This is a genomic window from Hymenobacter sp. UYP22 (genome assembly GCF_040547285.1).
In the GTDB taxonomy this organism is placed as follows: domain Bacteria; phylum Bacteroidota; class Bacteroidia; order Cytophagales; family Hymenobacteraceae; genus Hymenobacter.
In genome coordinates this window covers 386,079-405,952 of sequence record NZ_JBEPPK010000004.1, presented here as the reverse complement: position 1 = coordinate 405,952, position 19,874 = coordinate 386,079, and the positions used below count along the sequence as shown (strand labels likewise).

The following is a 19,874-nucleotide window of genomic DNA, read 5'->3' as shown; positions in this document are numbered from 1 at the left end:
GGAGTGTTTTTTTCAATTTTTTTTTTTTTTTTTCCCCCGATCTGGTCGGTATTCGGACCGTCGCTGGCCCCTTTCTGGTGACACCGACCCCGCCCCCCCCCCGCTACTCACTGCGTCCTCTGCCGGAACCGAATACCGGAATCTACTTGCCCGTCACCTTAAACTCCGTCCGGCGGTTGAGCTGACGGCCGGTTTTGGAGGCGTTGGAGGCCACGGGCTGGGTGTCACCGTAGCCGGCGAAGGTCAGGCGGCCCTTGTCGATGCCTTTGGCCACGAGGTAGTCTACCACAGCTTTGGCGCGGCGCTGCGAGAGGTCCTTATTGTACTCGGCTTTACCCACGTTATCGGTGTGGCCCGAAATTTCCAGGCGCAGGGCGGGCGTTTCGGTCAGCAGCTTCTGCAGGCGCTCCAGTTCGTTGGTGCTTTCCTTGCGCAGCGTGGCCTTATCGAAGTCGAAGAAGATGTTGTTGAGCACCACCTTCACACCCACATCCAGCTTCTTGAGCGCAATATCCTTCACCACTTCTGAGTACGCCGCTTTGGCCGGCAAATCGAAGTTTTCGGAGTGGAACAGGTAGCCGTCTTTGCGCACCACAATGCCGTAGTTGATGCCGGAGGGCAACGATACCAGATAACGGCCCGACTGTGCATTGCTTTGGAAGGAGGCAATGGTCTGGTTCAGGGAGTTGTCTACTACATCAATCGTAGCTTCAATCGGCTGCTTGCTGGCCTCATCCGTTACCACGCCCTTCAGAATGGTTACCTGCGCGGCCACAATAGCCACTGGCGGGGCCAGCAGGGTTTCCTTTACCGGCTGCACGCGGGAGGCCAGCAGTTGGTCTTCCTGACTAAGTACGGGCGGCTTTTCGGGGCCCAGAAAGGTAATCTGGTAGATGTCTTTGGAACCCAATCCATCATCCCGGAAGGAGGAGTAATAGCCGTGGCGGCCCGAGGCGGAAATCACGAAGAATACGTCGTCGTCGGGGGTATTGATGGGCCAGCCCAGGTTTTCCGGCTGGCTCCACTTGCCGTTTTCGTACACCGATTTGAAGATGTCGTAGCCGCCCATGGAGTTGTGGCCCTCCGAAGAAAAGTACATTGTCTTGCCATCGGGGTGCAGGAATACGCCTTCCTCGCCGTACTGGGTGTTGATGACGGAGCCTAGGTTCTGGGCCGGGCCGCGGCCTTCCATCTCAATCTTGTAAATGTCGCGCTGGCCCAGGCCACCTTCCTTGTCGGTTACGAAGTACAGGCTGCGCCCGTCCGGTGTGTACGCCGCCGACGACTCGTGGGAACGGGTGTTGATGCGGGAGCCCAGTTTCTGGGGCTTGCGCCACTCCGCCCCGCGCAGGTTGGCTTCGTTCAGGTCGCCGCCGTTGTCCTCCATGTATACCAGCAGGCGCTGGCCATCGGGGGAGAGGCCCACGGTGGCATCATGGCCCTCGGTATTTACGCCTTCACCCAGGTTGCGGGCCTCTACCCAACTGCCTTTGGTGGTGCGGGTGCTAGTGTAAATATCCTCCATGAAGCCCCCGGTTTCAGGGTCCTTCTGGTCGCCCGTGGAGCCTGGCCGGCGCGAGGTGAACAGGATAACCGACTCATCGGCCGTAATAACCGGGCCGTACTCGGGGTAGGGCGAATTTACGCCGGGGCCGGCATTATCAATAAACACGCGGGTGGGCTTGGCGGCCAGCTTCCGGCCGTTTTCGCACTCCCGAATCTTCTTCTGGATGTCTTGGGTGAAACCGGCGGTGTTTTTGGTGCCGGTGGCGGGCGTGGCGCGCTTGTACTCCGCAATGGCCTCATCCCACTTCCCGTTTAGGTGCAGACCCCGGCCCAGCGCGTAATGGATGCGCGGGTCCACATCGGGGTTAAGCTGGTAGGCTTTCTGCAAATACTCCAGGGCCCGGGGCTTGAAGCCGGAATGCAGGTAACTCTCCCCAATTTTGAAGTTGAGCTGGGCATTGTTGGGGTTGAACTTCTGGGCCGCCAGGTAGTGGGGCAAAGCCTGCTCATAGCGTGGTGGGTCCAGGTCGTAGGATTCGTCGCCGAGCTTGATTTCCTTAAGAGCCGCTTTCAGCCCTTCTTTGTCGTTGCCGAACCGGTCTTTGCTGAACTCCACGCTCTGGGCCAGCAAGGTGGCCGGAGCACTCAGAAGCAGCAGGGAGGCGAGTAGGTACTTATGCATAAGAAAAGGAATGCTGAAAGACTGTCATGCAGAGGAGAAGCTGAAGCACCTCGTGTGCTGACGTTGTACTAGTAGGCTAATTATTCACGAGCGAGATGCTTCGGCTTCGCCTCTGCATGACGTTCCATGTTCACCAGATAGCCGGTTACTTCTTACTCCGCCGCGCCGCAGCCGGAGTTGGCGGCGTGGGTATTGCCGACATCCAGGCCTAGCTCGGCCGCTTTGCGCCAGTCCTGGCAGGCGGCATCAGAGTTGCGTAGCATTTCGCGGGCGTGGCCCCGGTTCAGGTAAGCCTCGGCGTACTGCGCACTCAGGCCGATGGCCTTGCTGGCGTCAGCTTCGGCCTTTTTGTAGTCTTCCAGCTTGAGGTAAGCGGCGGCGCGGTTGTTCCAGGCAAATGCGTACTGCCCATCCAGCGCAATGGCTTTGCTGAGGTCTTCCACCGCACCCTTATAGTCGCCCTGCTCGTAGCGAGTACTGCCGCGGTTGGTGTAGGCCAGGGCGTTGTCCTGCTTCTGGCGTAGGTAGTCGTTATAATCCTGCAGGGCACCTTTCAGGTCGCCGGCGCGGCGGCGGGTGGCGGCGCGGTTCAGCAGCGCCGGCAGCAACTCGGGCTGCAGTTTTAGGGCTTGGGTATAGTCCTGAATGGCAGCGGGCAGGTTGCCCAACTGGCGCTGAGCACTGCCCCGGTCGTGCCAGGCGTAGGCATACGTGGGGTCGGCCTTGATGGCAGCATCAAAATCAGTTTTGGCGGCCTGGTAGTCGGCCTTTTCGAAGCGGAGGGCACCCCGGTAGTACCAGGCCGGGGCGTAGTCGGACTTCAGCTCGGCAGCTTTACCGTAATCCTGCTCCGCCTCGGCGGGCTGCTTCAGGGCCTCCCGGGCCTGGGCCCGCCCGAAGTAGGAGGTAAACGTATTCGGGTCGAGCTTAATAGCCTGGTCGTAGTCCTGCACGGCCGTCGGGTACTCCTTCAGCTCGTAGCGGACGGCGGCGCGGTTGTAGTAGGCCCGGGCAAAATCGGGCTTAGCGGCCAGGGCCTTGTCAAAGTCCTGCAGGGCCGCACGGTAGCTTTTCTGGTTATAGTTGGCTACGCCGCTGTTATAGAGTTTCTCAGCTTGCTGGGCCGGGGGCAGGGTGGAGGCCCGCACAGTATCTACCTGCGCCTGCGCCGCAATTGAGCTCAGCAGCAGACCAATAGAGAGAATATACGTCTGGTTCATTCTGTCCCGCCGGTTTCAGAGGCGCGGGATAAATATAATTTTATTTGCCGAATAGGCAGTAAACGAGCATGTTAAATGCGTTGTTATTGAATTATAGCAAGATGAAATAGAAGTACCTACTTAACCGCTAGTACTTAGGCCAGGAGTTGGCTACGCACCATTTCCTCCCATTCGCGGCGCAAGGAGCCCGTGGCCACCGGCCGGTTGGCCCGGCGGTACCAGTAGGCGGCGTTGCCCGCGTCGCCTTCCTGACGGTGCAAAAATGCGTGCAGCCAGTTGTGCAGTGGGTCGTGCTCATTGTCCTGAGCAATATTATGGGCCCGGTGCCACTCGTCGCGGCCGGCATACCACAGGGCCTCCAGCAGGGGAGAAAGGCCGGCTGGGGGCTCAGGCTGGGTTTGCGAGGAAAGGAAGTCGGTGTACGTCATAAGGCAACAGATTCATTAGTCCTAAAAAAGCAGCTCACCCTTAAACTTCCAACCCCGGCCGGGGGTTCTATACGCCAACCGTGGCAGTGCGGCCGCAGTTGCGTAATTTTGTACGGCCGTTGGGCAGTTCGCCCCGGTAGTAGTTCATCTTAAAGCCTAGCTTTCACCTATGGCCACGTATCCCGAATACATGGTAGCCCCGATTCGTCAGGACCTCGTAGAGGCCGGTTTCGAGCAGCTCATGACCCCCGAGGAGGTTGACACCGTCCTTAATGACCAGAGCGGAACCGTGCTGGTAGCCGTAAACTCGGTGTGTGGCTGCGCCGCCGCCAAAGCTCGCCCGGCCCTGAAAATGGCCGTTTCCAGCTCCGATAAGAAGCCTCTCAAACTGGTAACCGTGTTTGCCGGCATGGAAACCGAAGCCGTAGCCAAAGCTCGGGAGCATATGCTGCCCTATCCGCCCAGCAGCCCCTGCATTGCGCTGTTCAAAGATGGCGAGCTGGTGCACATGATTGAGCGTTACCACATCGAAGGCAACGACCTGATGCGTATCGTTAACAACCTGCAAGGTGCTTTTGAAGAATATTGCTAATTAATTGGCTTTTTCTTTACTTGAGTCGTTTAACCGTCTGTAGCGCTGAGCTGCAGACGGTTTTTCTTTTGGGCTCAGCTATAATGGCCGGTTTATGTCTATTTTGATGGAATACGGGGTACAGTCGTTGCCATGGGACAGCCAGTTTTTCGGGTTTCCGGTGGGCCGTTTAAAAGGCAGGCGCTTCACGGAGGAGCAGTTGCGCGAAGTAATTCAGTTGGCCCGGGAGGACGGTTGGCGGCTGGTGTATTGGTTTGTTGAGCCCACGGATACTGTGTCGGCGGCCAGTGCCCGGGCCCTTGGTATTCAGCTCACTGACCGCAAAGCCCGGTATGCCCGGCCAGTGCCGGCCGTACCGCCACCAGTGGCCACCAATATTCTGCCCACCGAGGAGCTCACCCCGCGCCTCTTGGATTTGGCCCGGCAAAGCGGCCACCATTCCCGCTTCCGCGTCGACCCGGTGTTTCAGGCCGGGGTGTATGAGCGGCTCTATGAGCACTGGATCCGGAGCAGCGTAACCGGCCAAACGGCCCGGCAGGTGCTCGTGTATCACCCGCTTACCTCACCCGATGCGCTTGGACTGATTACGCTCGGCTACCAGACCACGCACGCCATCATTGGCCTATTGGCTGTGCAGCACGAGCACCGGGGCGAAGGCATTGGCAAGCAGCTGGTGGCGGCGGCGCTGCACTACGCCCACGCCTGGCAGCTCCCCGAAATACAGGTTGCCACCCAGCTCGACAACAAGGGTGCCTGCCGCTTTTACGAACGGGAGGGCTTTGAGCGCATCCACGAGGAGCACGTCTACCACTTGTGGCTGTGACTTTTTACTTCTTCTCTCTGACTTCTTAATTCGCTACTTCGCTCAGGAATTTGATGCGCATCAGGCGCAAATCTTCCTCCGTGTAGTCGTCGGTGCCGAGTTCTTTGAGGGCCACCGCAATGTTATCGGTCTGGGCCGTCATGAAGTAATCGTAGATTTCATCCTGCCGCTCCTCATCCAGCACCCCGTTGATGTAGTAATCTAGGTTGAGCTTGGTGCCCGAGTAGCAGATGTGCTCAATCTCCTCCATCAGCTCCCGCATATCAATGCCCTTGGTGGAAGCAATTTCCTCCAAGTCCATCTTTTTGTCAATCTGCTGGATGATGTAAATCTTGATTTTCGACTTGTTAACGGCCGATTTTACCACCACGTCGGCGGCCGTCATAATGTCGTTGTCCTCTACGTACTTCTTGATCAGGTCGAGGAAAGGCTGCCCAAACTTCTGCGCCTTGCCCTGGCCCACCCCCGATACGTGCGACAAATCCTCCAGTTTGGTGGGGAACGTCGTGGCCATTTCCTTCAGGCTGGGGTCCTGAAACAGCACGTAGGGCGGCAGATTTTTTTGCTGCGCTACCTTCCGGCGGAGCGCCTTCAGCATTTCAAACAGGGCCTCGTCGTGGCCGGCTGCCTGCTGGACTTCTTCCTGTTCCTGTTCTTCTTTCACCTCTTCCTCGTAGTTATGGTCCTTGGTGAGCTTGATGGAATGCGGATTCTCAATGAAGTCAATACCCTTGGCCGTAATTTTCACTACGCCGAAGTTCTCAATGTCCTTTTCCAGGTAACCATTCAGCAAGGTCTGGCGCAAGAGTGAGTGCCAGAACTGCGCATCGTGGTCTTTGCCTTGGCCATACACGGGCAGCTTGTCGTGGCCGTAGCTTTCCACGTGGGGATTGTTCATGCCCATGAGCACGGTGCCAATGTGGTCGAGGCCGAACCGCTCATCGGTCTGCACGACGGCCTTCAGAGCATTTACCACCTCGTTTTTGCCCTCAAACCGTTCTTTGGGGTGCTTGCAGTTGTCGCAGAAGCCGCAGTCCTTCTCAAAATGCTCCCCGAAGTAGTGCAGCAGCTGCTTGCGCCGGCACACCGCGGAGTCGGCGTAATTGGCCATTTCCTGCAGCAGCAGCTTGCTGTTGTCGCGCTCCGTTACCGGCTTATCCTTGTTGAATTTCTCCAGCTTTACAATATCATCGTAGCTGTAGAACATCAGGCAGTCTCCATCCAGGCCGTCGCGGCCGCCGCGGCCGGTTTCCTGGTAGTAGCCCTCAATGCTCTTGGGCGTGTCGAAGTGGATTACAAAGCGCACGTCGGGCTTGTCAATGCCCATGCCGAAGGCAATGGTGGCCACAATTACATCGGCCTCTTCGTTCAGGAAAGCATCCTGGTTGGCCATGCGTACGTGGGGGTCGAGGCCGGCGTGGTAGGGCAGGGCCCGCACGTCGTTTACCTTCAGCAACTCGGCAATTTCCTCCACCTTCTTGCGGCTCAGGCAGTATACAATGCCGGCCAGGCCCTTGCGCTGCTTCACGTACTGAATCAGCTGCTTTTTGGTGTTGTGCTTGGGCCGTACCTCGTAGTATAAGTTGGTGCGGTTGAAGGAGGTCTTGAACACGGAAGCCTCATCCATCTGCAGGTTTTTCTGGATGTCCTGCTGCACTTTAGGCGTAGCCGTGGCCGTGAGGGCAATGATGGGCACCTGTACGCCCAGCCCGTCAATAATGCTGCGAATTTTGCGGTACTCCGGCCGGAAGTCGTGGCCCCACTCCGAAATGCAGTGGGCTTCATCAATGGCCACAAAGCTGATGACGGCCTTGTTCAGAAACTCAATGGTTTCGTCCTTGGTCAGGCTTTCGGGCGCCACATATAGCAGCTTCACTTCCCCGCTAATCACGTCCTTCTTCACCCGGTTCATTTCCGATTTCGACAGCGTCGAGTTCAGAAACTGGGCGTTTACTCCAAAAGCGTTGAGCTGGTCCACCTGATTTTTCATCAGGGCAATGAGGGGCGAAATGACGATGGCCGTGCCGGGCAGCACAAGGGCGGGCAGCTGGTAGCACAGGCTCTTACCGGCCCCAGTGGGCATAATCACGAAGGTGTTGTTGCCGGCAATTACGTTCTGGATGATGTCTTCCTGCACGCCGCGGAACTGACCGTACCCAAAAACTTCCTTTAACTTGCCTTTCAAATCAGCCTCTTGCTGCACTTGTTGTTTCACGGCTGGCATGGACATCCTCTCTTACTCAGTTGGGTTGGCAGATTGGCGAAGCAGCACACCGGTGTTGCGTACTCAATCTAGGGATTTTAGGTATTCGGTACTAGGGAGTTAAGTGAAAGAATTCGGCCTTAACCAAATTTTGCCGCTACAGTCCAGCTCCCGATATACAATATCAAATTTAGATTGAAACCACAGAACGAACTCAACAATCTTGCAAAAAAAGTGCTTCAGCAGGAAGCTGAGGCAATTCAGGGGGTGGCTGAGGCCATTAGCCGCACCCCCGATTTTGCACAATGCGTAGAGGCAATACTCTCTTTGCGCGGCCGGGTAGTGGTAACGGGTATTGGCAAGAGCGCCCACATTGCCGGCAAAATGGTGGCCACGCTGAACTCCACGGGTACGCCCGCCCTGTTCATGCACGCCGCCGATGCCATTCACGGGGATTTGGGTATGATTCAGCCCGGCGACTTTGTCATTGCCATCAGCAAGTCCGGCGACACGCCCGAGATTAAGGTGCTGGTGCCCTTGCTCAAACGCAAGGGCGTGCCCCTGGCGGCCCTGGTTAGCAAGGCCGACTCTTACCTGGGCGTGCAGGCCGACTATGTACTCCACGCCCCCGTGGAGCGTGAGGCCTGCCCCAATAACCTGGCGCCTACTACCAGCACTACCGCCGCCATGGCCCTGGGCGATGCGCTGGCCGTGTGCCTACTGGAAAGCCGGGAGTTTACGCGCCAGGATTTTGCCCGCCTTCACCCCGGCGGCACTCTGGGCAAGCAGTTGTATTTGAAAGTAGGCGACCTGAGCCGCCAGAACCAGCAACCCCAGGTACCCGACACGGCCCCGCTGAAAGACGTGATTCTGGAAATATCCGGCAAGCGCCTGGGCGCCACAGCTGTGCTAGCTGATGGTGGTGAGTTGGTCGGCATCATCACCGATGGTGACATCCGCCGTATGCTTACCACCTACGAAGGTCGCCTGGAAAGTGTGCGGGCGCAGGATATTCTCACCCCCTCACCCGTGACTATCGAGGTTGATGATTTTGCCATGGAGGCGCTGGCCCGCATGCAGGAGCGCAATATCACGCAGTTAGTGGTGTTGGAGCAAGGCCAGTTCAGCGGCTTTATTCATCTGCACGATTTGCTGCGGGAAGGGCTCCTGTAAGTATTTAGTTAAATATTTTTCAGGAATTGTTCTATAAATTACTGAATCCAGTATTATTGCTCTAGCGGACGAATAGTAGGTAGTACTTCTGTACCTTGGATAAAGTAGTGCTGGAACTGTTCAGCTACTTACTCCGCACGCTCTCGTTACTCTCCTTTTTCTCTCTCCAACAACGAACCTCTGGTTCGGCGCCGATGGAACAACACACGTATCTCGTTGTAATGGCCGGCGGCATAGGGAGCCGCTTCTGGCCCTTCAGTCGTACTCATCATCCCAAACAGTTTCATGATGTGCTCGGCCTCGGGCGGTCGATGCTACAGTTGACCGTTGACCGATTCCGGGGTATTTGTCCGCCGGAAAACGTGTTTGTGGTGACCAACCGCGACTATACGGAGCTGGTCCACCAGCACTTGCCGGAGTTGGGAGCCGACCAGATTTTGGGCGAGCCCATTGGCCGCAACACCGCCCCGTGCATTGCCTACGCCAGCTACCGCATTGCCCAGCGCGACCCGGAAGCCGTGATAGTAGTGACGCCCGCCGACCACGCCGTGATGCATGAGGAGAACTTCCGCGAAGCCATTCGGACGGCCCTGCACGGGGCCCGCACCCACGATGTGCTTATTACCCTAGGCATCCAGCCCTCCCGCCCCGATACCGGCTACGGCTACATTCAGTTTCTGGATGAAGTGGTACGGCCGCAGGATGTGCAAACGATGCCCGGCCACGAGGATAGGACCTTCCCGAAGGACCTGCGCAAGGTGAAAACCTTCACCGAAAAGCCTAATCTGGAGCTGGCCAAAATGTTCGTGTCCAGCGGCGACTTCCTCTGGAACTCCGGCCTGTTTGTGTGGCGGGCCGATGCCATCATCAAAGCTTTTCACCACTACCTCTCCGATATTGCTGAAGTGTTCGATGAGGGCGAAAACCAACTGGGTACCCCGCAGGAGGAAGCCTTTATTGCCCGCGCCTACAGCCAGTGCCGCAACATCAGCATCGATTACGGGGTGATGGAGAAGGCCGACAACGTGTACGTGCTGCCCGCCGATTTTGGGTGGAGCGACCTGGGCACCTGGGACTCCCTGCACCGGATGGGCCACCACGACGCCGACGAAAACGTAGTGGACGGCAACGCCCTGCTCTACGACACTAAGGAGTGCGTTATCAAAACCCCTTCCGAGCGCCTGGTAGTAGTGCAAGGCTTGGAAGGCTACATCGTGGCCGAGTATGATAACGTGCTGCTCATTTGCAAGCGCACCGAAGAGCAGCGGGTGAAGGATTTTGTGGCCGACGTAAAATCGAAGAAAGGCGTGGGGTATAATTAAAGATCGAAAGTAAAAGCCAAAAGCCCCGCTGTCATTCTGAGCTTGCGAAGGATCTTATAGCAGCAGAACGTTTGTCGTAACAACGACTCGTACTGACGTAATAAGGTCCTGCGCAAGCTCAGGATGACAGCGGGGCTTTTACTTTCTCCTTTTAACTTACTTTTTTACCAGCCGTTGGCGCAGCACCTCGTAGAGCATGATGCCGCTGGCTACGCTTACGTTGAGGGAACTGATCTGGCCGGCCATGGGGATGCGCAGCTTGTGGTCGGCGAGGCGCAAGTACTCGGGGCTGATGCCGTCTTCCTCGGAGCCCATGAGCACGGCCAGGGGGCCGGAGAGGTCCACGGTTTCGGCTTCCAGGCTGGCGTCCGACTTCTCGGTGCAGGCCACTACCTGCACGCCCGACTCGCGGAGGAAGGTGAGGGTATCCTTCAGATTGGGTTCACGGCACACCGGAATCAGGTTCAGGGCACCGGCGGAGGTTTTCAGGGCGTCGCCGTTGATTTGGGCGGCCCCGCGGCTGGGGACCACAATGGCGTGCACGCCCATACACTCAGCGTTCCGGGCAATGGAGCCGAAGTTGCGCACGTCCGTAATGCGGTCCAGCACTAGCAGCAGCGGAGTTTTGCCTTCCTCATACAAGCCGGCCAGAATGCTGTCCAGGGGCATGTAGTCGATGGGCGATACGAAGGCTACGGCGCCTTGGTGGTTTTTGCGGGTGATGTTGTCCAGCTTTTCCACGGGCACCATCGACACGGGCACATTGGCAGCTTTGGCCAGCGCGGTAATGTCCTGGGTCATGGAGTTTTTGGTGCCGCGCAGCAGGAAAATCTTGTCCAGCGTGCGGCCCGCGTTCAACGCCTCCAGAATGGGGCGCAGCCCGAAAATCATGTCGATGCTCCGGTCCTGGGGCGGGCGGTGGTACTGGCTCTTGTCGGAGCGGTTACCCTCGCTACGGCTGCCTTCAAAGCGGCCTCCCTCCGGGCGGCTGCCTTCGAAACGACCTCCTTCAGCGCGGCTGTTCTCAAACCGACCACCTTCGGCGCGGCTGCCTTCGTAGCGGCCACCTTCGGGACGCGCATCGTCGTCGCGCCCTGAGGGGCGACGGTTGGGCACCGGGCGGTTTTCGGAATCATAAAATTGGCGGCGCTCCGTTAGCGGCCGGGGCGGGCGGTTCGTCCTTTTCTCCATTGCTCCACGGCGGCATACCAGAGTTGTTCGTACTCGGGGCGGCGCACCAGTTCGTAGTTGTCTGGGGCAAAGGTACTGGGTTTCGCGCGGAAGATGAAGGTGCCGCTGCGTTCCACGTCGGCGCGGTACACCCACCGTTCGGTGCCCGCCTCCCGATACACGCTTTCCGGCGGCCCCAGCACCAGATACAACAGGCCTCTATCGGTGAGCCAGCCCGCTTTATGGGCCGAAAATAATTGGCTGGCTTCCGCTACCCGCCCGTAATACGTGCGAATCAGCTGGCGGGCAATGGGCTGGCTGTTACCGGCCACCGTCAGCCAGAACTGGTCCACGGCTTTCTTCGGGTCGGGGGCATCAAAGAGTTTCTGCCGCTCCTGGGAAGTCGTCAGGTAGATCAGCGGGGCAATCAGCTCATCGGCCGTAGTTAGCTCCGGAAACTGGTTTTCTTCTACCAGCAAGCCGCTTCGCACGGAGCTACTGCCTACCCGCAGCAGAAATAATCCGGCCGGCAGCTTTAGCAGCTCATCGGCCCGAAACTGCGCCGAGTCCTGCACGCTGAGAGTGCGGGCCTGAGTGCCCTGGGTACTGACGGTAGCCATGGGCGGGGCCGCGGCTGCCGAGCTAAGCGAGTACCGGTACACCCGCAGGCGCTGGTCGGGGCCGTAGGCGCTGATACCGAATACTTCCTGAGCGTGCAAGTGGCGGCGCATGAGCGGGCGGTTCAAGGAATCAGTAAGAATGAAGGGCCGCGTCAGGTATTCCGGCCGCAGCTGCAGCCAGGCCGCGTCCCCGCTCAGCGCATCTTCGGCCGGGCCAATGGCCATACTCAGCACCTGCCCGGCCCGTAGCCGACTCATGGGCAGGCAGAAGGAAAGACGGTCGGCCTGCCCTTCGGCTTGTACACGCTGGCGGAGTTGGCGCACGGTATCCTGCCACAAGGGGCGGCGGGCTTCATAGTCTGCCCAGGCTACCACGTGCAGCGGAAACCCTTTGCGGATGAGGTTACGGTCTGGGAACTGCAAGTACACCCGCACACTGTCGCCTTCCCGGCGGGTATCCACCAGAATGCGCCGCTCCGGCCGGTACTGAGTGGCAAAGTCCCGGCGCGGGTTGGCGTGGAGTGCGCCGGCTGCCCAGATAAACAGCAGAGAAAGGAGCAGAGCGTATTTCACAGTTAAGGCAGTAAGGCTTGGTATAACGGGATACTAACGAAAAAAGCCGGCCCCGTTTCCGGAGCCGGCTTTTCAGCGGGCAAAAACCGTGCGGCTTACTGCCGGTAATACTGCTGCAGTAGCGTGAGGGCGCGGGTAGCGCGCTGCTGGTCGCCGATGGCGTCGGCGGCGCGGCCAATGCTGTTAAGGCCCAGCAGGTAAGTCTGGAACTCCTGGTCGAATAAGGCCTGGTTGTGGGTGCTGTAGTAGGCCAGGGCCCGTTCAGCGCGGCCGGTCATGGTGTCCATGATTTCGTTGGCGCGCTGCTGCTCACCCACGGCTACCAGGGCCGGAATAAACTGCGGCACATAGTAGTCGTAAGGAACAGCCTTATCGGGCATCACCTCGAAGCACTTGTCAATCACCTGCTTAGCGCGGGCTTTGTCGCCGGAGGCCAGCAGGGCATCGGCCAAACGCGAGAATTTGTCGCGGTAGTTGGCCGGGAAGCGCAGGTTGTTCTCGTCGTAGAAGATGTTGGCGTTGTCGAGGCCCCGATAGGCGAATTTGTTCATCAGCTTATCGTACATCAGGCCAGTAGCCACGTAGCCTTCCTCCTGACCGCCTTTGGGGTCATAGTTGGGGTCTTTGGCGGGTAGGATGCGGTAGGCCATGCCTTCCAGCTGGAAGTAGGGCTGCAGGCCCATAAAGTCGCGCGAATCCACGGTGCTGCTGAAGTACACCGGGCGCTGCCAGTTGTTGGTGGCCAGAATATCCAGAATTACCAGGCTCTTCTTCTCGATGGCGCTTTTGCTCACCTGCCACTCCATGCGCGGCACCAACTGCTTACGGCGCTCCGCCGGAATGATGCCCATTTTATCCACGGCGGCCGTGTCGATGGGCAGGAAGAAGTTGCGGGTGGGGAAAGACAGCAAAGACTTCGACCCATCACCGTAGCTCACCTGGAGCAACGGGCTGTTCTGGTTGACCAGCTGCATGAACTCCTTCACGTTCACCTCCTTCACCGAGGGGTTCTCGGCGTAGGGCAGGTAGTCGTTGGTGCCCTGCTTGTAGTTGCCGTTCTGCATCGAAATGGGCAACGGCTGCGACAGATACGCCTTGCGCTTCATCTGGTCGATGTACCAGTCGGTGTTCAGGTAGCTCAACACGGCCACGCGCACATCGGTCCGGATGCCTTCCACCTCCTGGGCGTACCAAAGGGGGAAGGTGTCGTTGTCGCCGTTGGTGAACAGGATGGCATTGGGGGCGCAGGAATTCAGCAGGTTCTTGGCCGAATCTACGGAATTGTAGCGGTCCGAGCGGTTATGGTCGTCCCAACCCTGCGTCACCATCAGGCCTGGCACCACCAGGCCCAGCGCCGTTACCACGCCGGCCCGCGCCGTGTCCGATTTCACCACTTTCTCCAGCAGCTCGGCCAAAGCCAGCACACCCAAACCAATCCAGATGGCGAAGGCAAAGGTGGCGCCCGCGAAGGTGTAGTCCCGCTCCCGGGGCTCAATGGGTGGTTGGTTGAGGTAAATCACAATGGCCAGACCCGTGAACAGGAACAGCAGACCCACGATGAAGGCGTTGCGGCCGTCGCGGCGGGCGTGGAAGAACAAACCCAGCACACCCAGCAGCAGGGGCAGGGCGAAGAAGGCATTGCGGGCCGGGCTATCGGCCACCCGCTCGGGCAAACCGGCGCCGTTGCCGCTGCCCCACAGAATGCCCGACTGCTGAATGTCGCCCTCGCGGCCCACGTAGTTCCACATGAAGTAGCGCCAGAACATGTGGCCCATCTGGTATTTGGTCAGGAACGACAGGTTCTGGCCCATCGTGGGCTTCACACCTTCCTGAATGTCCACCCACTTCTTGTAGTTGTACAGGTGCAGCGGGTCGTTGCTGTACAGGCGCGGGAGCAGCATTTTATCCTCGGGGTTGTACTGCAGCACGGGGCGGTACTCGGCCACCACGTACTTGTCGCCCTGGCGCACGTAGCGGGGGGCACCATCTTCCTGAGCAATGGGTTGGGCGTTGAACTGCGGGCCGTACAGCAACGGCCGGTCACCGTACTGCTCGCGCTTCAGGTAGCTCACGAAGGACAGGACGTCCTCGGGGTTGTTCTCGTTGATGGTGGGGTGGTAGGAGCTGCGGATGGGTACAATCAGGTAAGAAGAGTACCCAATCAGGATGAACACGAAGCTCAGCATCACCGTGTTCAGCAGGCGGCTGCGGCGCTTGAAAGACTGCTGGAAACCCACCCAGATAAGGGCCACGAACAGCAGCAGGAAAATCACCAATCCGTAGTTGAAGGGCAGGCCCACGCTGTTCACGAAGAATACTTCAAACGCGCCCGCCAACGTGGGCAGACCAGGAATAATACCGGCCAGAATCAGGCCCACAATCACGCTGCTCACCACTAGCGTAATAATGCCGCCCACCACCGTGGGGTTCTGGGTACGGCGGTAATAGTAGATGAAGCCCAGGGCCGGAATGGCCAGCAGGTTCAGCAAGTGGACCCCAATGCTGAGGCCAATCACGTAGGCTATGAGCACCAGCCACCGGTCCGAGTCGGCCTCATCGGCGCGGTTTTCCCACTTCAGCATCAGCCACACCACCGCCGCCGTGCACAACGACGACATAGCGTACACCTCGGCTTCCTCGGCGTTAAACCAGAACGAATCAGAAAAAGCGTAGGCCAGCGCACCTACGGCCCCAGCACCCAGAATCAGCAGGCTTTGGCCGAAAGTAGGCTCCAACTGCCGGTCGTCGTGCATACCGGGGCGGTGCAGCACCAGCTTTTTGGCCAGCATAGTAATGCTCCAGAACAGGAACAGCACTGTGAAGGAGGAGCTCAGGGCTGACAGCGCATTCACCAGCACCGATACTTTGGTAACGTCGCCGAAGCTCAGCAGGGAGAACAGGCGGCCCAGCAGCAGGAAGGTGGGCGCACCCGGTGGGTGAGGCACCAGCAGCTTGTAGGAGCAGGCAATAAACTCCCCGCAGTCCCAGAACGAAGCCGTGGGTTCCAGCGTGAGGAAATAAACGATGGTGGCCAGGGCAAAAATCAGCCAGCCGGTAAGGTTATTCAGGCGTGTGTAACTCCGCATAAGTGGGGGTAGGGGCGGCCGACCACGGCCGGCCCGTTGCTGAACGACGGGATGTAAGTCGGAAGGGAAATCAGTGAAAGGTCAAAAATAGAGAATAACTACTGAGCCGCGCATCCTTAAATCAACCAACACCCACCCCGGCTTCAACCAACCCGCCAAACCAGCCGCCTTTTGCTCCTGGCAACAACGCCGCAAACAAAAAGACCCGACCAAACAGGCCAGGTCTTTTACAATCTGAGCGTGAGCAGGTTGCCGCCTAGTTCTGCAAAACCAGGCGCTTCGTGCTTAGCACCTTGTCATTCTGTACCAAGCTGTAGAAGTACATGCCGGCAGGCAAATCGGAGAGGTTAATGCTCATGCCGCTTTCCATAGCCTCGGGGCGCATGGCCACCGTCCGGATTTCCCGGCCGATGATATTGCTCAGGCGCAGCTTCAGGTCATTCTTGGCAGTGAGTTGGCTCACAGAAACCGTAACCTGGCCCCGGGCCGGATTGGGGTACACCGATAAAATTGGGGCTAACGCCCGGGCTGTAAGCGAAGGTGCCGTGTAATTGGCCAAGCCGATGCGGCTTTGCTGGGGGGCTTTCCAGGCTACTACGCCGCTAGGCTGGGCGTTGACGTGGAATGTCAGCTTATGATTGTCGCCGAGCTGAATATTGTCGCCGAGCTGAATGGTAATGGTAGCGGCCAGGGCCGACAACTGCGCCAGCAGCAGCAGCGGTACCAGTACAAGGCGAGTAGAGAGTTTCATGGCGAAGAGAAAAGAGAATGCAACAACCGAGGAAAATAGGCCGCTACCTAAGCAAGGTACAAAATTGGACGCGTTGACCAAGTGTCTTGGACAATCATCGTGCCCGTTCCGCCCGCATACTCCACTCAGATGCCGTTCCTACCGAATCCGTTGCATGAGACTTCACTCTAGCTGAATAGCCAGCCGGTTCGGATGGCATGCCAATCCACTGGCTCACAATCAGGTTCTTGCCTCAGTGCAAGTATTTAATTTCCTTCAAGTCAAAATAACGCAGGCTGTTGCCCAAAGCCAGTGCCAGACGGCCAGCCTCGTCCACGCCCACAATCTGGCCCCGCAGGCGCTGCCCATCGGCCTCGTAATCATGCTCCTCCTGGAAACGGTACAGGACCCGCAAATATTCTGTGCGTAGAGTGCCAATGCGGCCACTGCGCAACTGCAGGTAGCGCCGTTCTAGGCTTTCCAGTAGGCGAGCCACCAACGCTGGCAAGTGGTACCTACGACCAGTTATGGCAGCTAGGGAAGTAGCCGTGGGCACGGCAAATTGTTGCTGATTAATATTTAATCCTATTCCTACCACACTGTGCTGAATTTTTGCGCCGTTAAGGGTGTTCTCAATCAGAATACCACCCAGTTTTTGGCTGCCAAAAAAAATATCGTTCGGCCACTTCACGCGTAGCTGTGGGTCGGGACCGAGCAGTTGCGTGAGCCAGTCGTGCACGGCCAGGGCTACGGCCTGGCTCAGCAGAAACTGGTCGGAGGCGGGCAGAAAGGCCGGTTTCCAGACTACCGACATCGTCAGGTTTTCGCCGGCGGCGGCTTCCCACTGGTTGCCACGTTGGCCGCGGCCAGCGGTCTGTTTGTCGGTTATAACGCAGCAGCCATCCGTGGCCCGGTTTTGGACAGCCAGTTGCTGCGCCTCCGTGTTAGTGGAGGGGCATTCGGGCAACCAGACAAGCTGTTGGCCCGTGAAGAGTGTTTGGGGGGATAGTGCCTCCACTCGTTTTTCGTACTTTGTGACGTTCAAACCTAATAATACCCCATGAAAAGTACCCTGGTTCGGCAGGATTCGGACAAGTTGGCAGATGTAGTAGTGCGCGGCATGCAGGAGAAGAAAGCCTCCGACATTGTGGTGCTCAACCTCAAAGACCTCAAAAACGCCGTTGCGGATTATTTCATCATCTGCTCGGCTTCCTCAGATACCCAGATTGACGCCATTGCGCGCTCGGTCGAAGAAGAAGTTGAAAAGCTTACCGGCCAGAATCCCTGGCAAACCGAAGGCCGCATGAACCGGGAATGGGTGCTGCTGGATTACGTAGATGTAGTTGTCCACGTTTTCCTGCGCGACCGTCGCCAGTTCTATGCGCTGGAGGAGTTGTGGGGCGATGCCCAAATTACGTACGTGGAAGACGAAGTAACTCCGGCGGCTGTAAGGTAAACTGCAGCCGTTTGCGTCTACCCATAGGCAGGTGGGCACGCCAACAAACGTGCGGTTGGTGTGTTCCGCCTTTGTTTTTTGTTCTAGCAACCTTAATACATGTCTGATACGACGCCCAAAAAGAAAAAACCGACGCTGCCTAATCCGGCCCCCCGGCCAGGTATGCAGCTCTGGGTGCTGGTAGGCTTGGTCGTGCTCATCCTCGGGATGGTGTACGTCTCGCGCAGCAATCCGCCAATTGATATTACGCAGAAGCGCTTTGAGCAGATGCTCGTGAACGGTGACGTGCGCGACGTAACGCTCAATGGCCGCCAGGTAGAGGTGACCCTCAAGCCGGAAGCTACTCGCAAGCCGCCGTACAGCACAGAATTAAGCCGCCGGGGGCCGCTGGCCCTCAATCAGGGTTCCCAGTATGGCTTTCTGGTAGTAGATGGCAAAACGTTCAAGGAAGACCTCGATAAAGCACAGGCTGCCCTGCCCCCCGACCGCCAGGTAGCGTTGAAGCTAATTGAAGACCGGGGATACGGTGACTTTGTCACTACCTGGGGCTTTATGATTCTGCTGTTCGTGGGCTTCTGGTTTCTCATGCGCCGCATGGGCGGGGCCGGCGGCCCCGGCGGCCAGATCTTCAACATTGGTAAAAGCCGCGCGGCCCTCTTTGAGGGTGGCGACAAAGTGAAAATCACCTTCAAGGATGTAGCGGGCCTGGAGGAAGCCAAAGAGGAAGTGCAGGAAATTGTGGAGTTCCTCAAGAACCCGTCAAAATTCACTGTGCTCGGCGGTAAAATTCCGAAAGGTGCTTTGCTGGTGGGTCCTCCCGGTACGGGCAAAACCCTGCTGGCCAAGGCAGTAGCTGGTGAGGCTGATGTTCCCTTCTTCTCTTTGTCGGGTTCCGACTTTGTGGAAATGTTCGTGGGTGTGGGTGCGGCCCGGGTGCGTGACTTGTTTAAGCAAGCCAAAGCCAAGGCCCCGTGCATCATCTTCATCGACGAAATTGACGCCATTGGCCGCAGCCGTAGCCGGGGCAACGTGCCCGGTGGCAACGACGAGCGGGAAAATACCTTGAACTCCTTGCTGGTGGAAATGGACGGTTTCGGGACCGACTCCGGCGTTATCATCCTGGCCGCTACCAACCGCCCCGATACCCTCGACTCGGCCCTGCTGCGCCCCGGCCGCTTCGACCGCCAAATCAGCATCGACAAGCCCGACATCAACGGCCGCACCCAGATTTTCAACGTGCATTTGAAGCCGCTGACGCTGGGCCCCGATGTGGAAGCCAAGAAGCTGGCTGCCCAGACGCCCGGTTTTGCCGGCGCCGAAATTGCCAACGTCTGCAACGAAGCCGCCCTCATTGCCGCCCGCCGCGACAAGAAGATGGTGACCATGCAGGACTTCACCGACGCCGTGGACCGCGTAATCGGTGGTCTGGAGAAAAAGAACAAGATCATCAGCCCCGGCGAGAAGAAGATCGTGGCTTACCACGAAGCGGGCCACGCCATTGCCGGCTGGTTCTTGGAGCACGCCGACCCCTTGGTGAAGGTGAGCATTGTACCCCGCGGCGTGGCTGCTCTGGGCTACGCCCAATATTTGCCCCGGGAACAGTTCCTCTACAACACCGAGCAACTCATGGACGAAATGTGCATGACCCTGGGTGGCCGTGCTGCCGAGGAGCTGGTGTTCGGTAAGATTTCAACGGGCGCTTTGTCCGACTTGGAGCGCATTACCAAGGTAGCCTACAGCATCGTAACGATGTACGGCATGAATGCCAAACTCGGCAACGTGTCTTTCTACGATTCGAAAGGCCAGAATGAGTATGGCTTTACCAAGCCGTATTCGGAAGCTACCTCGCAGATGATTGATGAGGAAGTACGCACCATCATTGAGCAGGCCTACGTGCGCACCAAGGAGCTGCTGACGGAACGTCGGCACGAGCTGGAAGTAATTGCCAAAGAGTTGCTGGAAAAAGAGATTCTGCTCCAGGATGATTTGGTGCGGCTGGTGGGGCCCCGGCCCTTCGACAGCCAGACTACCTACCAGGCCCATATGGCTGGCACCGACCGCTCAGAAACGCTGAGTGAGCGGAAGCAGGAACACGCTGGCTTGCCCCTAGGCAATGACTTGCCCGACTTGAACCTGCCGGGCGTAGATACTGGTACCGACGCTTCCGGCCCTGCGCCTTCCGAGCCAAGCGGCTCCGCGGTAACACCAGTGTAAGTGTATAGGAAATGAGTTTTGTAACCGCCCGGTTCTTCGTGCAGAGGAGCCGGGCGGTTACGTTTTGCAGCAACTT

General features: G+C 58.1%; 15 protein-coding genes. 6 read left to right on the top strand and 9 right to left on the bottom strand.

Annotated elements, in window-relative coordinates:
• Positions 1–142 precede the first annotated feature (142 nt).
• The 3 genes from ABIB60_RS10240 to ABIB60_RS10230 form a co-directional block, all read right to left on the bottom strand.
• Positions 143–2,188: an OmpA family protein gene (locus ABIB60_RS10240; RefSeq protein WP_354579639.1), complete on the bottom strand. Its 2,046-nt coding sequence runs from the start codon at positions 2,186–2,188 to the stop codon at positions 143–145.
• 152 nt (positions 2,189–2,340) lie between these two features.
• Positions 2,341–3,408, bottom strand: a complete 1,068-nt coding sequence (locus tag ABIB60_RS10235; protein ID WP_354579637.1) for a tetratricopeptide repeat protein — start codon at positions 3,406–3,408, stop codon at positions 2,341–2,343.
• Between the two features lie 134 nt (positions 3,409–3,542).
• Complete coding sequence (locus tag ABIB60_RS10230) at positions 3,543–3,836, bottom strand: hypothetical protein (protein ID WP_315996734.1); 294 nt, start codon at positions 3,834–3,836, stop codon at positions 3,543–3,545.
• 169 nt (positions 3,837–4,005) lie between these two features.
• Between ABIB60_RS10230 and ABIB60_RS10225 the strand changes: the two genes are divergently transcribed.
• Together ABIB60_RS10225 and ABIB60_RS10220 are read left to right on the top strand one after the other, a co-directional pair.
• Entirely contained in the window at positions 4,006–4,428 is a 423-nt protein-coding gene (locus tag ABIB60_RS10225; protein WP_315996733.1) for a BrxA/BrxB family bacilliredoxin, read from the top strand.
• Between the two features lie 94 nt (positions 4,429–4,522).
• Positions 4,523–5,251, top strand: a complete 729-nt coding sequence (locus ABIB60_RS10220) for a GNAT family N-acetyltransferase (RefSeq protein ID WP_315996732.1) — start codon at positions 4,523–4,525, stop codon at positions 5,249–5,251.
• Positions 5,252–5,276: 25 nt separating this feature from the next.
• Here the strand turns inward: ABIB60_RS10220 and recQ are convergent, their stop codons facing one another.
• Positions 5,277–7,475, bottom strand: a complete 2,199-nt coding sequence (gene recQ / locus ABIB60_RS10215; protein WP_502915119.1) for a DNA helicase RecQ — start codon at positions 7,473–7,475, stop codon at positions 5,277–5,279.
• A gap of 174 nt (positions 7,476–7,649) precedes the next feature.
• On the opposite strand from recQ, the gene ABIB60_RS10210 reads away from it, so the two are divergent.
• Positions 7,650–8,627 (top strand): KpsF/GutQ family sugar-phosphate isomerase, encoded by a 978-nt coding sequence (locus ABIB60_RS10210; protein ID WP_502915116.1) that lies wholly within the window; start codon positions 7,650–7,652, stop codon positions 8,625–8,627.
• Positions 8,628–8,821: 194 nt separating this feature from the next.
• Positions 8,822–9,949, top strand: coding sequence for a mannose-1-phosphate guanylyltransferase (locus ABIB60_RS10205; RefSeq protein WP_354579633.1), 1,128 nt, complete (start codon positions 8,822–8,824; stop codon positions 9,947–9,949).
• A 156-nt stretch (positions 9,950–10,105) separates the two neighbouring features.
• On the opposite strand, the gene rlmB is transcribed toward ABIB60_RS10205, so the two are convergent.
• The 5 genes from rlmB to ABIB60_RS10180 all read right to left on the bottom strand — a co-directional run bounded on the left by rlmB (position 10,106) and on the right by ABIB60_RS10180 (position 17,146).
• A complete protein-coding gene (gene rlmB / locus ABIB60_RS10200; RefSeq protein WP_354579631.1) occupies positions 10,106–11,140 on the bottom strand; it encodes a 23S rRNA (guanosine(2251)-2'-O)-methyltransferase RlmB in 1,035 nt (344 codons plus the stop codon).
• Positions 11,104–12,312 carry a GWxTD domain-containing protein gene (locus tag ABIB60_RS10195; RefSeq protein ID WP_354579630.1) on the bottom strand — a complete coding sequence of 403 codons (1,209 nt, stop codon included), beginning with the start codon at positions 12,310–12,312 and terminating at the stop codon, positions 11,104–11,106. Before ABIB60_RS10195 ends, rlmB begins: the two co-directional genes overlap by 37 nt.
• A gap of 95 nt (positions 12,313–12,407) precedes the next feature.
• A complete protein-coding gene (locus ABIB60_RS10190) occupies positions 12,408–15,398 on the bottom strand; it encodes a protein O-mannosyl-transferase family (protein WP_354579628.1) in 2,991 nt (996 codons plus the stop codon).
• A 256-nt stretch (positions 15,399–15,654) separates the two neighbouring features.
• Positions 15,655–16,149, bottom strand: a complete 495-nt coding sequence (locus ABIB60_RS10185) for a T9SS type A sorting domain-containing protein (RefSeq protein WP_354579626.1) — start codon at positions 16,147–16,149, stop codon at positions 15,655–15,657.
• Between the two features lie 232 nt (positions 16,150–16,381).
• Entirely contained in the window at positions 16,382–17,146 is a 765-nt protein-coding gene (locus ABIB60_RS10180; protein ID WP_354579625.1) for a biotin--[acetyl-CoA-carboxylase] ligase, read from the bottom strand.
• 42 nt (positions 17,147–17,188) lie between these two features.
• Here ABIB60_RS10180 and rsfS point away from each other — a divergent pair, with 42 nt between their 5' ends.
• Both rsfS and ftsH read left to right on the top strand, forming a co-directional pair.
• Positions 17,189–17,584, top strand: a complete 396-nt coding sequence (rsfS, locus tag ABIB60_RS10175; RefSeq protein ID WP_315999286.1) for a ribosome silencing factor — start codon at positions 17,189–17,191, stop codon at positions 17,582–17,584.
• A 99-nt stretch (positions 17,585–17,683) separates the two neighbouring features.
• Positions 17,684–19,798: an ATP-dependent zinc metalloprotease FtsH gene (gene ftsH / locus ABIB60_RS10170; RefSeq protein ID WP_354579624.1), complete on the top strand. Its 2,115-nt coding sequence runs from the start codon at positions 17,684–17,686 to the stop codon at positions 19,796–19,798.
• The last annotated feature ends 76 nt before the right edge of the window (positions 19,799–19,874 follow it).

Excerpts from the sequence above, each read along its gene's own strand:
- ABIB60_RS10240 (WP_354579639.1), bottom strand. The coding sequence starts at position 2,188 with ATGCATAAGTACCTACTCGCCTCCCTGCTGCTTCTGAGTGCTCCGGCC.
- ABIB60_RS10235 (WP_354579637.1), bottom strand. The coding sequence starts at position 3,408 with ATGAACCAGACGTATATTCTCTCTATTGGTCTGCTGCTGAGCTCAATT.
- ABIB60_RS10230 (WP_315996734.1), bottom strand. The coding sequence starts at position 3,836 with ATGACGTACACCGACTTCCTTTCCTCGCAAACCCAGCCTGAGCCCCCA.
- ABIB60_RS10225 (WP_315996733.1), top strand. The coding sequence starts at position 4,006 with ATGGCCACGTATCCCGAATACATGGTAGCCCCGATTCGTCAGGACCTC.
- ABIB60_RS10220 (WP_315996732.1), top strand. The coding sequence starts at position 4,523 with ATGTCTATTTTGATGGAATACGGGGTACAGTCGTTGCCATGGGACAGC.
- recQ (WP_502915119.1), bottom strand. The coding sequence starts at position 7,475 with ATGCCAGCCGTGAAACAACAAGTGCAGCAAGAGGCTGATTTGAAAGGC.
- ABIB60_RS10205 (WP_354579633.1), top strand. The coding sequence starts at position 8,822 with ATGGAACAACACACGTATCTCGTTGTAATGGCCGGCGGCATAGGGAGC.
- rlmB (WP_354579631.1), bottom strand. The coding sequence starts at position 11,140 with ATGGAGAAAAGGACGAACCGCCCGCCCCGGCCGCTAACGGAGCGCCGC.
- ABIB60_RS10190 (WP_354579628.1), bottom strand. The coding sequence starts at position 15,398 with ATGCGGAGTTACACACGCCTGAATAACCTTACCGGCTGGCTGATTTTT.
- ABIB60_RS10185 (WP_354579626.1), bottom strand. The coding sequence starts at position 16,149 with ATGAAACTCTCTACTCGCCTTGTACTGGTACCGCTGCTGCTGCTGGCG.
- rsfS (WP_315999286.1), top strand. The coding sequence starts at position 17,189 with ATGAAAAGTACCCTGGTTCGGCAGGATTCGGACAAGTTGGCAGATGTA.
- ftsH (WP_354579624.1), top strand. The coding sequence starts at position 17,684 with ATGTCTGATACGACGCCCAAAAAGAAAAAACCGACGCTGCCTAATCCG.